The organism is Kaistella sp. 97-N-M2, from assembly GCF_021513235.1.
In the GTDB taxonomy this organism is placed as follows: Bacteria; Bacteroidota; Bacteroidia; order Flavobacteriales; family Weeksellaceae; genus Kaistella.
This window is the reverse complement of record NZ_CP090976.1, coordinates 1,789,326-1,804,654: the sequence shown is the minus strand read 5'-3', so window position 1 is coordinate 1,804,654 and position 15,329 is coordinate 1,789,326. Positions and strand designations below refer to the sequence as shown.

The following is a 15,329-nucleotide window of genomic DNA, read 5'->3' as shown; positions in this document are numbered from 1 at the left end:
TATCAATTATGAAGTTTTACGCTTCACAACTCGAGCAACTGACAAAATTCACCATCATTTCTTTCGAAACTGACGAACTTCTTTGGTAATACAAAGTTTTTACGCCTTTTTTCCAGGCTTCGATGTACAGATAATTTACATCTTTCACAGGCATTGTGGAAGGAATTTGCAAATTCAAACTTTGCGCCTGATCGATGTACTGTTGCCTTTGCGCGGCCTGCGAAATAATTTCCATCGGCGAGATCTCACGGAAGGTTTTGAAAACTGCTTTTTCCTCGTCACTCAACTCTTTCAATTGCTGTACAGAGCCGTGGTTCAACATGATGGTTCTCCACGTATCTTCGTTGTCCAGACCTTTTTCCTGAAGCAACTTCGCGAGGTATTTGTTTTTGCGCATAAAGTTGCCCTTCGCCAAACCTGCTTTGTAATAGTTGGACGCAAACGGCTCTATTCCGGGTGATGTTTGTCCCAGGATCGCAGAACTTGAAGTCGTCGGCGCGATGGCCATAGTCGTTGTATTTCTCATACCGTAACCCTTCAGAATTTCCGGTTCCCCGTAAATGTTGGCCAGTTCCTGAGAGGCGAGGTGAGATTGCTCTTTGATTTGGCGGAAGGCTTTCGCGTTGAACTGTGTTGCTTCAAAAGATTCAAACGGAATCATATTTTTCTGAAAATATGAATGATATCCTAAAACCCCCAAACCAAGCGCTCTGTGACGCAACGCAAAATTTCTGGCACCGGTCAAATAGTAATTTCCCTCCGTTTTTTCAATAAATTCCGACAAAACTGCATCCAGGAAATAGATGGCAAGTTTCACCGCATCGGTGTCTTTCCACTCGTCATATAATTCCAAATTCATGGAAGACAGACAGCAGATAAAGGATTCCTCTGCATTCGAAGGCAACATGATCTCCGAACAGAGATTACTTGCATTGATGGGTAATCCAAGGTCTTTGTAGACCTGGGGCTTGTTTCTGTTCACGTTATCGGTAAATAAAATATATGGCAAGCCTTTCTGTTGGCGGCTTTCGAGCACGCGTGCCCAGATCCTGCGCTTGTCCATATCGCCATCAATCATATCCTGCATCCAGTAATCCGGCACACAAATTCCTGTAAACAAGTTTTGGATCGGACTTCCAATATCTTTGATCGATAAAAATTCCTCAATATCACCGTGATCGACATCCAGATACGCTGCAAAAGCACCACGGCGAACGCCGCCCTGCGAAACCACATCCATAGCGGTATCATAGAGTTTCATAAACGAAACGGCACCCGAAGATTTACCGTTGTCGGTAACGGCGGTTCCTCGGTTCCGAAGTTCGCCAAAATAACCCGAAGTTCCCCCGCCAATCTTCGTCTGCATAATCACCTCGCCCAATTTGTGCGTAATTCCTTCGATATTGTCCGGAACGTGCACGTTGAAACAGGAGATGGGCAAGCCGCGTTCTGTTCCCATATTGGCCCAAACCGGCGAAGAAAAACTGATCCAACCTTTCCTGATCATCTCTTCAAAGGCTGGCTGTAACTCAGGTTTGTATAATCTTTTTGCCGCTGCGGACGTAATTCTCAGGATTGCACCGTCTACGGTTTCTCCTTTGAGGAGATATCCGCGGTTAAGCATTTGCTCGGACTCTTCATTGAGCCACCAGATTTTTGATTGTTCTTCCATTTTACTTAAAATAATGGGTTAAAAAATTAGTGAGGAATGATGGCAATCCATCTGAACCTAATAAAAAAACGACTAAAAAAAGTAATATAAATACTACTTTCTTAGAAATTGAAATTGATAGGCCATTAAGACTACCCCATTTCTCGATTTTAATTTTAACCATAATATATTTGTTAAATTAACTCGAGATCTTCGTAGAAGCTTTTCCACGATACTTTTATAAATCAGCCCCGCTTTCCACTCTATCTTTTTCGGTGATTTCGGCTCCGCTCAATCACCAAAAAAGGATGCCGTTGCAATCGGGGCTATTACCTCTGTCGTTTGTTTTTCGAAGATTTTTTTTACCAATAGGTCGCCGCTCCGCGGCTTTCTCTTCCAAGATCTGATGTCTACCAACAGGTCGCCGCTCCGCGGCTTTCTCTTTTCAAAAACATTTCTTTACCAATGTGTCTCCGCTCTGGCTTTATGCCTCGTGTAATGATCACTCGCTACCAATTGGTCACCGCTCCGCGGCTTTCTTATTCTAACCTCTGTTTTACTACCAATGTATTGCCGCTCCGCGGCATTTTCTGTTTAAGGTTATTTCAGTTTCATTTAAATCTTATAGAACTTTTTAATTTTTTGTAAGTTCTTATTTAAGGCCTATTATTCGTCACGCTCAAAAGGATAGTTCACCATTGCTTAATACTTTCGCAGCTTTTGGCGCTCGCTTCGCTCGTGCCACTATTACTTCAATTTCCTCGAGGCTTTTCTAAAACCTTGACAAGGTTTCGAACCGTGACAAGGTTAAATCCCGAAAGAGCTTTTATCAACGAAATATTTTTATTCTTCTAAAAATATTTTTCTACAGGCTCAGAAGGATATTTTTTTGTTCCTGACTACTTTTCATACCTATTGGCGCTCGCTTCGCTCGCGCCACCATTACTTCAATTACCTCGAGGCTTTTCTAAAACCTTGTCAAGGTTTCGAACCTTGACAAGGTGGAATCCCCAAAGAGCTTTTATCAAAGAAATATTTTTATTTTTCTAAAAATATTTTTCAAGAGACTCAGAAGTATAATTTTTTTCCTGCAGAATACTTTTCATACCTGTTGGCGCTCGCTTCGCTCGCGCCCCCTAATATTTTCTAATCCCAACCGCGCTCCGACTTGAACGGAGCTCTTTTTTGCAAAACGAAGTGGCGCAAAAAAAGCGGGAGTGGAAGGCGGAAAAAGGCGCCCAAAACTCCTAAAACAAATCGTTCTCCGTAATGCTCTTGTCGTGTTTCGTGTAATCCACCGGTCTTTTCGCGAAGAAATCATCCATGGAATTGGCGAAAACCTCTTCCTCAAACCAAACCATTGGGCGGTATTGCTCCGGCGTAATGTTGTAGCGCGGTTTCATACCGATCTTTTTCAAACTGTCGTCTACGCGGTATTTCATAAAGTTCAGCAAATCATCCTTGCCGATATTGTCGATTTCGCCAAGCTCGAAGATCCAGTCCAGGATTTCTTTTTCGAGCTCGATGGAATGATCCACCAACGTGTAAATATCTTCGATGTCGGAATCCGTTAAAAGATCCGGCTGCTCCTCGCGGATTTTGTTGATGAGGTACATGCCGGCATTCGCGTGAATCTGTTCATCAACGGACGTCCAGGCGATGATGTTGGAGACGTTTTTCATATAGCCTTTGAACCTCGTGAAGGATAAAATGATCGCAAACTGCGAAAACAAAGACACGTTTTCAATTAAAATACTGAACAGCAACAGGGAAGAAACATATTCTTTCGGTGTGGTTGAATTCGCGTGTTTTAAAACATTGGACAGAAAATCGATCCTCTTTTTGATCGCCGGAATTTCCACCACCTGATTAAAGGAATCGTTATATCCCAAAACTTCCAGCAATCTGGAATAGGCTTCGGAATGGCGGAATTCGCACTCCGCAAAAGTTGCACCCAAACCGTTAAGTTCCGGCTTCGGCATGTGGTTATACAGGTTTCCCCAAAAAGTTTTTACGGAAACTTCGATTTGAGCAATGGCTAAAAGAGCATTTTTGATGGCATTTTTTTCGTGCGGCTCCAGCTGCGACTGAAAATCCTGAACGTCGGCCGTGAAATCTACTTCGGAATGCACCCAAAACGATTTGTTGATGGCTTCTACGAACTGCAGAATTTCCGGATATTCGAAAGGTTTGTAGCTTACTCTTTTGTCAAAAATTCCCATGCTCAAGTGTTTATAATTTATAATGTAGTGATCTTTGTGGATAAAACCAACGTTTTATTTAAAACGCTGATTTCCTGAATTTTAAATATTAAATTTATCCGCAATTCACCGAATATTTTTTCGGAAGTGTGAATCACAAAAATAGAAAATTGAAGCTGATTTAAAAAGGTCTAAATACTAAAAGGCTGACTTTGAAGCCTAAAAGTTTTCCACAAAGACACAGACGATGCACTGCGAGTGGCTTTACGACCAATAAAGGGGCGATTGAGCAGCGGAAGGCAGTTTAGTCTTAAACAAACCTGCAGTTTCCTTTTTAATACAGGCCGTAGCGGTTAAACAAAACTTTTTTGAAAAAGGAAAAACTTCTTTGTAACAAAGCCCTTAATTTTCATACTTATATTTTAAATCAATTCTACCGCTGAATGTTAGTAATTAAGGACTTACATAAATCATACGACACCGGAAAAAGTAAACTCCACGTTTTGAAGGGTATAAACCTGAATATCGACGAAGGCGAGTTTGTCTCCATCATGGGAAGTTCGGGTTCCGGCAAATCGACGCTCCTCAATATTATTGGGATCTTAGATGAAAAAGACGAGGGAATTTATAACCTCGACAGCATTCCTATTGAAGATCTTACGGAAATTAAAGCCGCCGAATACCGCAGTAAATTTCTCGGATTTATTTTCCAGTCTTTTAATTTGATCGGCTACAAGAATGCTTTGGAAAACGTAGCACTTCCGCTTTATTATCAGGATGTTCCGCGTAAACAAAGAAATCAGAGAGCTTTGGAATATCTGGATAAAGTTGGGTTGGCAGATTGGGCAACGCATATGCCGAATGAACTTTCTGGCGGGCAAAAGCAAAGAGTCGCCATCGCGCGAGCTTTAATCACGGACCCGAAAGTCATCCTAGCAGATGAGCCAACCGGCGCCTTAGATTCGAAAACAACGTACGACATTATGAAACTGCTGCAGGAAATTAACAGCACAGGAAAAACAATTATCGTTGTGACCCATGAACCCGACGTGGCTGCGGAAACCAAAAGAAATGTTATCCTAAAAGATGGCATTATCGAGAGTGATGAATTTATTATTCAAAGAGTTTTAGCCTAAAACGCAAGTTAAAAAACAGCTACAAAAGCAAACCTGAAGATTATGTTTGATATCGACCGCTGGAGAGAAATTTTTGAATCCATTCGCAGTAATGTATTGCGGACGGTCCTTTCGGGTTTTACCGTGGCGTTGGGCCTCTATATATTCATCGTCCTTTTTGGGATTGGTACGGGATTGAAAAACGCTTTTACAGAAGGTTTTGCGCGCGACGCCACCAACTTAATTACCATTTTTACGGGTAAAACAACCATTGGCTATGGTGGTTTGCAGGCTGACCGTAAAGTGATCCTTAAAAACAACGATTACGAACAGGTAATTAAAAGCGATCCTGAAAAAGTTGAAAGTTCTACGCCGCGATATTCGACGAACCTTACCGTGAAATATGGCAAAGAAAGCGGCAGTTACCAGATTAGCGGCGCAAATCCGGACGAGAAGATTATTGAAAACCGAAAACTTACCGAAGGGCGTTACATTAATGCACTCGACATGAACCGCAAGCAAAATGTAGCAGTAATCGGACGAATGGTGCAGCGCGATCTCCTAAAAAATGGCAGTCCCATCGGGAAAGATCTGGATATTAACGGCACATTTTTTAAAGTGGTCGGCGTCTTTTCAGATGACGGCGGCGATTTCGACGAACGCATGATCACCGTTCCCATCACGACGCTGCAGCAAATGAAGAAAGGCTCTGATACCGTAAGCACCATTTTTATAACGTACAATACGGCGCTTTCTCCGGATCAGGCTATCAAATACGGCGATCAGCTGCAAAAGGAACTAAAAATAAAAAATAAAGTATCTCCCGACGACGAGAATGCTATCGTAGTCCGCAACAACGCGAAAAACATGGGCGAAACCTTTCAGTTTTTATTCATTATCACCCTTATCGTAAGTTTCATTGGCATGGGAACGTTGCTCGCCGGCATTATCGGCATCAGCAACATCATGGTGTATATCGTAAAGGAAAGAACGCAGGAAATTGGCGTGCGAAAAGCCATCGGAGCAAAGCCGAGCACTATTGTTGGCCTAATTATGCAGGAAAGTGTTGTTATTACTGTGGTTTCCGGATTTATTGGTGTGGGTTTGGGGGTTTTATCTTTGAGTTTGATTGGCGACAGTTTAGAAAAATATTTTATTAAAGATCCGTCCGTCGGTTGGGGACTTATTTTCGCGGCATTCATCAGTTTGATCATTTCCGGCCTGATTGCAGGATTTGTTCCCGCCTACCGCGCCAGCCGAATTAAACCGATTGAAGCCTTAAGAGCTGAATAACGAATAAGGAATTCCAAAAAAACAAAGTTTTTATATGAACATTATTTTCAAAATAGATACGTGGCAAGAAATTTATCATTCCCTTCGGAATAATAAGTTGCGTACCTTCCTCACCATGATCGGTGTGGGTTGGGGGATGTTTCTGTTTGTTTCACTTTTGGGTGCAGCAAAAGGCATGGAAAATGGTTTCGATAAAATTTTCTCCGGCTTTGCCACCAATTCCATTTTCCTTTGGGCCCAAAACACCACCATTCCCTATAACGGTTTTCCAAAAGGTCGAAAAATGGATCTCCATTTGTCTGATATCGATCTGCTTCCAAAAAAAATACAGGAAATCGATTATATTTCGCCCCAGAGTTCGCGCGGCAAATTTGGGTCGCCGGGCGAATCGTTCTCCCGAAACGGCAAAACCGCCACGTATACGGTAACAGGAGATTTTCCTGTAGGAAACAAGATCTCCGAAAAGAAGCTTATCTATGGCCGGTATTTGAATGATGCCGATATCTCCGGCAACAAAAGAGTAATCGTTATTGGCGAAGAGATTTACAAAAATTTTTTCGATGCCAAAAAAAATGAGAACCCCATCGGAAAATCCGTCAATGTAAAAGGATCTTTTTTTAACGTCGTCGGCGTTTTCCGCGTGAAAAAAAATGGTGGCCCCGATAATGATCAGTCCGCATTTATTCCTTTTACAACCTATTCTAAAATGTACAATGAGGGCGATAAAGTAGGTTTCTTCGCTATTGTGAGCAAACCTAACGCCGATCTGTCCCTTGTAGAAGAGGAGATAAAAAATCAACTCAAAATTAAATACAATGTTTCGCCGGAAGATACCAATGCTTTCGGGAGTTTTAATCTGGGAAAAGAATTTGGTAAACTCACCGGATTTTTAACTGGGATGCAGCTTTTAACCATCGTGGTGGGCAGTCTTACCATTTTGGCAGGCGTTATTGCCATTTCCAACATTTTGCTGATCACGGTAAAAGAACGAACAAAGGAAATCGGAATCCGGCGCGCTTTGGGCGCAAAACCCGGCGAAGTACGCAATCAGATTTTGCTCGAAAGTGTGGTAATTACTTTGTCCTCGGGGATTTTAGGATTTATATGCGGTATTTTTGTGTTGATGATTATTAATCTGATCACGAAAGACCAGGATGCCTTTCCGTTTTATAATCCGACGGTAAATTACGAACAGGTTTTCGGCGCCATGGCCGTGATGGTCATTTTGGGCTTAATTATCGGAATGATTCCGGCGCAAAGAGCCGTGCGGATTCGTCCGATCGAAGCGCTGAGATCCGAATGATGATGGATGTTGTATAATAGATTTTGAGTGATGGATGATGATGGGCTTTTTATTGAAAAACGAAACTGCGACCCGACCTGAATGGAGCTCTTTTTGCGAGGAGGCACGACGAGCAAAAAGCGGGAATGGAGGGCGGAGAAGTCGCCCAAAAAAATAGAAGAATATAATAAACTAATAATATGAAAAAGAAATTCACTTTAAAAAAAGGAATTTATCTCTTTTTGGGGTTGATTTTAGCAGGCGCTTTAATCATGGGAATCAGCTACCTCATTAAATCGAACAGTACCGAAAGCGAGGCCTTTCTTACCAAAAAACCCGTCGTGCAGAATATGGACGATAAAGTGATGGCCACCGGCGACATTGTGCCGCGCGAAGAAATTGAAATTAAACCCAACATCTCGGGCATTATCGACAAAATTTTGGTGGATGAAGGCGATCATGTAACCGCAGGACAGCTGGTAGCGACGATTCGGATTGTACCAACGATCCAGAACATCAACGCTGCGCAACAGGAGATCAACAGCGCGAATCTGCAGATCAGCAACGCGCGAATTAATATGGATACGCAGCAAAAGCAATTTGCCATGCAACAAAGGCTTTTTTCGCAGGGCGTGATCTCTAAACAGGAATACATTTCTGCGCAACAGCAACTGCAGTCTACGCAGCAGCAACTGCGGAACGCGCAACAAACCCTACAAACGGCGCAAAAAAACCTGCAGATTGCGCGAACAGGCACCACACCGGAACTGGCGAGTTTAGCGACGACACAAATCCGGTCCAAAGCCACCGGAACGGTTTTGGAAGTTCCCGTGAAAGTGGGAAGTCAGGTAATCGAAGCGAACTCGTTCAACGCCGGAACCACTATTTGTTCTATTGCAGATCTTAATTCCCTCATTTTCCAGGGCACCATCGACGAAGCGCAAGCCGGAAAACTGAAAGAAGGCATGGAAATGAATGTCGTGATAGGAGCGTTGCAAAATAAAACCTTTCCGGGACGCGTCACCATGATTGCACCAAAAGGAAAAGACGAAAACGGAACCATTAAATTCCCTATTGAAGGCGATGTTTTTAACAAAACCGATGAATATATCCGCGCAGGATTTTCTGCGAACGGCGAAATTATTTTGAGTTCTCAGAAAAATGCGCTTCTTTTGGATGAATCTTTAATCCAATACGAAAAAGTGAAAGGCAAAGACAATTCTTTTGTTGAAGTAAAACAACCCGACGGCAAATTCAAAAAAGTGAATGTAAAACTGGGCGCGAGCGACGGAATTAACGTGCAGATTTTATCTGGAATCACGAAAGATTCGGAAGTAAAAGTTTGGAATCCATCCGATAAAGACAAAGAAGCATTAAAGGAAAAGAAAGCTAAATAGAGACGAAGACACGCTCCCACAAATAGATCATCCCGAAACTTTTCGGGATTTTTTTATTTAGCTCTGCGAATCAGTAACACCAAATTTAGAAAAAGCAGGAGGAAATCGAGCGTGATCCAAATAGCGGTTTTCATGTTTTCGACCTTCAAGGCGGTCACAAGATCTTTTGAAATGTCGGAAAGTTTTGCGCTTTGATTGATGTAGTTCCGGATTTCCACAATCTGGTCTTCATTTTTATTGGGAACGGCATGTTGGGAGAAATACACGAGATTCTTCTTGCCCATAAATGCAGCAATCCAAAACTGATCGGAGTTTTTCATATCGAGATGATCGATCCTGTAGAAATCGCTGCGTATGTTTCCCACGTGTCGAGTTTCGTATTTTGAGGCTGTCGAATCCGCACTATTCACTTTTATGATATAGAAATCCAGGGGAAAAGGAAGTTTGTTGATTACCTGAACCGTTAGCGCATTCGGCTTAAACTGCGCTAAACTTTTGGTAATAAAATAATAGCCAAAAATCGCCACCGCAAAGGTGATGGCAGAGATTCGGTAAATCCGCGACCATTTCTTCATCCTTCCGCTTTTAAACACGGAAAAAAACAGACCGGCTGCAAGAATGATAAACAGCAGAAAAAAGAGGTAAAACATGCAGCAAAGATAAATTAAAATTACACAGATTGATTAACGGCGGCATTAATTAGCACTGAAAACTCAAAAGGAAAAATACGTTGTTTTGTTTCTGAATTTTAGCTCACGTTCCATTCTTTTTCAAATTCCGACAGGAACTTCAGCATAAAATCGTGTCTTTCCTGCGCGAGGGCTTTTGCGGTTTCCGTATGCATTAAATCTTTTAGAAGCAGAAGTTTTTCGTAAAAGTGATTGATTGTGGTGCCTTCACTTTTTTTATATTCCTCCTTCGTCATATTTAATTTTGGCGCAATTTCCGGATGATACATTAAGTTATTTTTGAATCCGCCGAAATTGAATGTCCGCGCAATGCCGATGGCACCAATGGCATCGATACGGTCGGCATCCTGAACAATTTTCAGTTCGATGGGTAAAACTGCAGGAACTTCGTCCCTGTTTTTGAACGAAATATTTTTAATAATAAATAAAACCTGCGCTATCATTTCCGGTGATCCATTTTGACTTTCCAGAAATTTCCCTGCAATTTTTAAAGCTAAGGTTTCGTCGCCTGCATGAAATTTGGGATCCGCGATATCATGAAGCAAAGCGGCAAGTTCCACCACGTCCAAGTTGCAGTTTTCGTTTACAGCGATTTTTTTGGAAAGTTTCCACACGCGTTCGATGTGAAACCAATCGTGCCCGGCTTCCGCGCCTTTAAGCTGTTCCTGAACGAAAGCGACCGTATTTTGAATTAAATTTTCTGTCATAATTTTTTTAAAGGATATATTCTGGATTTCCGCTAGTTCGCAGCGATTCCTGTCGTAATTTTTCAAGCTGAAAATACCTTATTTTAACGAAATTCTACTTCTTAACTTCCACAAACTGATAAACTATTTCTGTTTTCGGATTATAGATGATCGTACTGGCGTTGGGAAAGCGTTTTATTTTATAATATTCAATGCTTTTGTCATTTTTAATATCATCTAAAAAACTCGTATCGATGGTATTTGCAGGCAAAAATTTTTCGAAAAATGTAATTTTCTCGAGGATTGAATTTCCGTCTACTTTCTGAAATTCTTTCGTCGATTTGGCTTCCTCCGTCGTTGGTTGCTCTACTAAAGTTTTCAGCAGCAAATCTTTTTGGGCCGTTTTATATTTGAAAACAAAAAACGGCGTTCCATTCGGAAACTCAACTTTTTTCCCGGTCACATTTTCCAGCGTTAAATTATTTTGGTGCGGAAAGATCTCATTAAACTCTGCGTTTTCGGCGTTCACAAGTTTCCCGAGCTGTTCGTTCACGGTTTCCTGAATCGTTTCCTGCGCTTTTTGCTGGGCTTTCTGTTTCGTTTCCGTAACGATAGTGCTAACGCTTTCTTCGATCTTGTCGCAGGAAGTTATAGCTAAAACGAGCAAGGTGGAGAGAATGATTTTTTTCATTGATTTTGTTTTATGATAAGAGCAGATGGTTTTTTTAAAATTTGTAAAGCCTTTCAGCCTTTTAAAGGCTGAAAGGCTTCCTCACTTAGTTTTCCCGATAAGAACTCATGAGTTTATCAAGATTTAAACTTCGCGCCGACGCGTCGAAAATTTCGCGGTACGTCCCATGCAAACCGATAAGGTGATCATGTGTTCCACTTTCTACAACTTCGCCTTTTCTCATCACGTAAATTGTATCGGAATCCAGGATCTGGGAAAGCGAGTGCGAAATGATTACCACCGTTCGCCCCTCTTTAATGGCATCCAAAGAGTTTTTAATCTGCTCTGTTGCAATCGCATCTAGACTCGCTGTGGGCTCGTCCAGAAAGATGATTGGCGGATCTTTCAGGAATAACCTCGCGATGGCGATCCGTTGCTGTTGGCCGCCGGATAATTGGGTAGCATCGTGTGCGTATTTTTCCGGAAGTTCCACGATTTGATCGTGCAGATAAGCTTTTTTCGCCGCAGTTTCAATTTCTTCAAAACTGGCGTTCATATTGCCATAGCGGATATTATCTTCGATGCTGCCCTGGAAAATATGGTTCTTTTGTAAGACCAAACCGATATCGCTTCGAAGAGACGTGTTATCAAACTTATTTAAACTCACGTTATCCAGATCGATAAATCCGGAATCGGGCAGATAAAATTTGCACAACAAGTTAATAATTGTGGATTTTCCCGCGCCACTCAAGCCCACCAGTGCGGTTGTTTTACCGTGCTCGATGAGCATCGAAACATTATTAAGCGCTTTCGTCCCGTTTGGATAGGAAAAATTGACATTTTTCAGTTCAAATTTTCCTTTGATATTTTTCTCCACGAAAGTTCCGTTCGGTTCCGTTTCTTCGTCGGCATTTAAAATATCGAAATAACCTTCCGCATAAATCATGGCATCATTCATATCATCGTAGATACGGTGCAGCTGGCGGATTGGCGAGGAGACATTATTAAACAGCAAAATATGCAGCATGATGGCTCCGATCGTCATCTGCTGATCGAGAACCAGATAAACGGTGAGCAGAATAATCATCACGACGCCAAACTGCTCGATAAAAGTTTTTAAACCATCGTAAATAAAATTCGTTTTACGCGTGAACATTTGGCTTCCCATTAACTGCATCTGCAAATCGTACTGCTTTTTACCTTCAAATTTTTTCGCGCACGAAACTTTTAATCACCATAATGGAATTGATTAAGTTTAAAAGTCCCGAGGTTTTTTGCTCGCGCTGGTTTCTTAAAGTCCGGCGGACGCCTGATAATTTCTTGGCCTGTAATGAACTGATGACGAAATAGATGGGCACCACCACCGTCGATACAAGCCCAACATATACATTTTGCATGTACATGATGATCAGCGCGATAAAAGCGTTGGAGAAAAGCGGTAAAATATCGATAAAAAAGTTCTGCACCAGTTTTGTTAAACTTTCGATGCCGCGGTCGATGCGGATCTGCAACTTGCCGGATTCGTGGTTTTCATCGTTGAAATAGGCCACCTGATACGTCAGAATTTTGTCGATGGCCGATTGTGCCAGGACAGAGCTCGTGCTGATGCGGATTTTTTCACCATAAAATTTTTGTCCAAACTGTATGAAAATGTTGAGCAGTTCTTTCCCCAGTAAAATCGCCGAAATCACCACCAAAACGTGAATTCCGTCTTCCATCGGATCCGGCAGTTGTGTCAAGGCCGTAACTTCATCAACCGTATACTTTAAGACCAAAGGATTTACCTGCGCCAACAAAGCTCCGATAAACGTCAGCAAAAGCGTTCCGTAAATCATTAGCCGATAGGGTTTAATAAACGGTATCAGCTGTTGATAAATGTGGTAAAGCGTAATGGTTCTGTTGAAAGGTTTCGGCATATTTGCGGAGGGCTCAGATTAAATTGGTCGGAAAAATTATTTATGAATTTAAGCTTCATAATAAAAGGACGTTAAATAATGCATTTTTTCCGTGCTGTGATTTTTTGCTTCAGATTCCACTGCGTCCAGCGTATGAGAATCATTGACCTCTTTCTTCTGGAAAAGGAAAGCATTATTCGCGTTCTTATCCACAACTTCTTTAAAAATATGTTCAATTTCAGAATTGGACAGGGTGGCGAAACTGATGTCTTCGAACCCGTAAAGCAATCTTAGATTTTCCATACCACGGAATTCAGCCTCCACACTATTTTGAAACTGTGTTTTCGACTCAAAATTTCCTGCCCAAATATTATAAACGAACGATTTCTTTTTTGGTTTGTTCAAAATATCCTGGTACACAAAGTTTTCTCCCAGATAAGCGTCCCGAACCTGCGGATCGTTCGCCAGATCCTGCGGCAGTCCTTCTTTCAGAATTTTTCCTTCAAACATGATGTAGGTTTTATGCGTGATGGCCAAAGTTTGCTGCACATTGTGATCGGTAATTAAGATGCCGATGTTTTTATCGACGAGACTTCGCACAATTTTCTGGATGTCTTCTACCGCAATGGGATCTACGCCCGCAAACGGTTCATCCAACAAAATAAAATTCGGACTGGTGGCGAGACAGCGCGCGATTTCGGTTCTTCGTCTTTCCCCGCCAGAAAGAAGGTCGCCACGGTTTTTACGCACGTGCTGCAAAGAAAATTCTTCAATTAATTCTTCACATTTCATCTGCTGTTCGCGTTTTGAAAGTTTGGTAAGCTGCAGAACGCCCAGAATATTATCTTCTACGGAAAGTTTGCGGAAAATAGAGGCTTCCTGCGCCAGGTAGCCAATGCCTTTCTGCGCCCGGCGATACATGGCATCAGTCGTGATCTCTTTATCATCAAGAAAAATTTTGCCCGATGTTGGCTTTACCAATCCCACGATCATGTAAAAAGAAGTGGTTTTTCCGGCACCGTTCGGGCCTAAAAGTCCGACGATTTCGCCCTGTGCAACTTCCACTGAAACGCCTTTGACAACCTTTTTCGGGCCGTATTCTTTAATTAAATTTTCTCCGCGTAAAATCATAAGACAAATATATCATTTTTGAACGAGAACTCAGGCGGCGCGTAGTCTTCGAATATGCCTACAAAATGTGCGGAAGCGCGCCGCCTCAAAGCAAAAAAATGTTATCTTCGTTCCCATAAAATTCCTTCCGTTTTGAGCGCCAAAGAAAAAGAATTTTCGAAGCTAATAAAAGATAATCAGGGTCTGATCATCAAGGTTTCGCGGCTTTATACCAATTCTCTGGAGGACGAACAGGATCTATTTCAGGAAATTGTGTTACAACTCTGGCGTTCTTACGACACATTTAAAGGAAACTCGAAAATTTCCACGTGGATGTACCGTGTTGCCCTCAATACCGCCATTACCCTTTTTAGAAAAAAAACAAAATCGCCGCAAACGGATGAGCTGATGGATTATCATCACCGCGATTTTTTGGAAGATGACGACGAAAAACAAACGCAAATCTCGCTGCTTTATAAGGTGGTGAAAATGCTTCCACATGTAGAAAGAGCCATTGTGATGATGTATCTGGACGATTTGCCCTACCGCGACATCTCCGAAAACTTAGGGATCACCGAGGTAAATGCGCGCGTGAAAATGAACCGACTGAAAAAAACCTTAAAAGAACTAATGGAAAAGCATGCCTGAATTCGATATAGATAATTTCAAAAAAACCTGGCAAGAGCAGGAAGTTCTGCCTAAATACAACAGCACGGAAATCGAAGAAATGCTGAATAAATCCTCGCGGAATTATGTGAAATATATTCTCTGGATCAGCACCGCTGAATTCCTCGTAATTCTTGGTATGAATCTTTATTATATGCTGTTGGGAAACGATTCGAACAGTTTCATGAACATTCTCACCAAACTCGGCGTTAAAAATTCCGTTGATATTCAGGCGAATTTCGCTCACCTTTATTTTTGTCTGAAAGTGATCAGCCTGGCGATGACAGCGTTTTTCGTGTATAAATTTTACAGAAACTACAAAAAGATCAATATTGAGTCGAATTTAAAGAAACTGATCATCCAGATCATTAAATTCAAAAAAACGGTTAACTATTTTATTTTAGCGAATATCTTACTCATCATTCTGTACACCATCGTTTTAACCATCTTTACGTTTGTCACGCTGTCATCCCAAAAGATTGAGCTGAATCATCCAACATTAATCGGCTTCTACGTCGGATTGACGTTGATGACGGCTTTAAGCATCATACTGATTTGGATTTACTACCGAATTGTTTACGGAATCATCCTGAAAAGACTGGGCAAAAATCTGGCGGAACTTCAGAAAATAGAAACCGAGCAGGTATAAAAAAAGGTCACTTTTCAGTGACCTT

11 protein-coding genes and 2 pseudogenes are annotated in these 15,329 nt (G+C 41.7%); 6 read left to right on the top strand and 7 right to left on the bottom strand.

What is annotated here, in order from left to right; all coding sequences use genetic code 11:
- Positions 1-16 precede the first annotated feature (16 nt).
- Positions 17-1,672: a ribonucleoside-diphosphate reductase subunit alpha gene (locus L0B70_RS08505; RefSeq protein WP_235141391.1), complete on the bottom strand. Its 1,656-nt coding sequence runs from the start codon at positions 1,670-1,672 to the stop codon at positions 17-19.
- 1,226 nt (positions 1,673-2,898) lie between these two features.
- Entirely contained in the window at positions 2,899-3,873 is a 975-nt protein-coding gene (locus L0B70_RS08500; protein ID WP_235141390.1) for a ribonucleotide-diphosphate reductase subunit beta, read from the bottom strand.
- Positions 3,874-4,295: 422 nt separating this feature from the next.
- On the opposite strand from L0B70_RS08500, the gene L0B70_RS08495 reads away from it, so the two are divergent.
- The 4 genes from L0B70_RS08495 (at position 4,296) to L0B70_RS08480 (ending at position 8,939) form a co-directional block, all read left to right on the top strand.
- Positions 4,296-4,988 (top strand): ABC transporter ATP-binding protein, encoded by a 693-nt coding sequence (locus L0B70_RS08495; protein ID WP_235141389.1) that lies wholly within the window; start codon positions 4,296-4,298, stop codon positions 4,986-4,988.
- Between the two features lie 42 nt (positions 4,989-5,030).
- Complete coding sequence (locus L0B70_RS08490; RefSeq protein ID WP_235141388.1) at positions 5,031-6,260, top strand: ABC transporter permease; 1,230 nt, start codon at positions 5,031-5,033, stop codon at positions 6,258-6,260.
- 34 nt (positions 6,261-6,294) lie between these two features.
- Positions 6,295-7,563 carry an ABC transporter permease gene (locus tag L0B70_RS08485; protein WP_235141387.1) on the top strand — a complete coding sequence of 423 codons (1,269 nt, stop codon included), beginning with the start codon at positions 6,295-6,297 and terminating at the stop codon, positions 7,561-7,563.
- Between the two features lie 179 nt (positions 7,564-7,742).
- Positions 7,743-8,939, top strand: coding sequence for an efflux RND transporter periplasmic adaptor subunit (locus L0B70_RS08480; protein ID WP_235141386.1), 1,197 nt, complete (start codon positions 7,743-7,745; stop codon positions 8,937-8,939).
- A 53-nt stretch (positions 8,940-8,992) separates the two neighbouring features.
- Here the strand turns inward: L0B70_RS08480 and L0B70_RS08475 are convergent, their stop codons facing one another.
- The 5 genes and pseudogenes from L0B70_RS08475 to lptB form a co-directional block, all read right to left on the bottom strand.
- A complete protein-coding gene (locus L0B70_RS08475) occupies positions 8,993-9,514 on the bottom strand; it encodes a hypothetical protein (protein ID WP_235141385.1) in 522 nt (173 codons plus the stop codon).
- Between the two features lie 173 nt (positions 9,515-9,687).
- Entirely contained in the window at positions 9,688-10,335 is a 648-nt protein-coding gene (locus L0B70_RS08470) for an HD domain-containing protein (RefSeq protein WP_235141384.1), read from the bottom strand.
- 94 nt (positions 10,336-10,429) lie between these two features.
- On the bottom strand, positions 10,430-11,005 hold the full coding sequence (locus tag L0B70_RS08465) for a hypothetical protein (protein WP_235141383.1): 576 nt from the start codon (positions 11,003-11,005) through the stop codon (positions 10,430-10,432).
- Between the two features lie 85 nt (positions 11,006-11,090).
- Positions 11,091-12,819 (bottom strand): annotated as a pseudogene (locus L0B70_RS08460) (ABC transporter ATP-binding protein).
- 465 nt (positions 12,820-13,284) lie between these two features.
- Positions 13,285-14,010: pseudogene (gene lptB / locus L0B70_RS08455) on the bottom strand (LPS export ABC transporter ATP-binding protein); the annotation flags it as partial.
- A 132-nt stretch (positions 14,011-14,142) separates the two neighbouring features.
- On the opposite strand from lptB, the gene L0B70_RS08450 reads away from it, so the two are divergent.
- A complete protein-coding gene (locus L0B70_RS08450; RefSeq protein ID WP_235141381.1) occupies positions 14,143-14,637 on the top strand; it encodes an RNA polymerase sigma factor in 495 nt (164 codons plus the stop codon).
- The gene (locus L0B70_RS08445; RefSeq protein ID WP_235141380.1) at positions 14,630-15,304 is read left to right on the top strand and encodes a beta-carotene 15,15'-monooxygenase; all 675 of its coding nucleotides are present in this window, start codon (positions 14,630-14,632) and stop codon (positions 15,302-15,304) included. Before L0B70_RS08450 ends, L0B70_RS08445 begins: the two co-directional genes overlap by 8 nt.
- Positions 15,305-15,329: the final 25 nt, after the last annotated feature.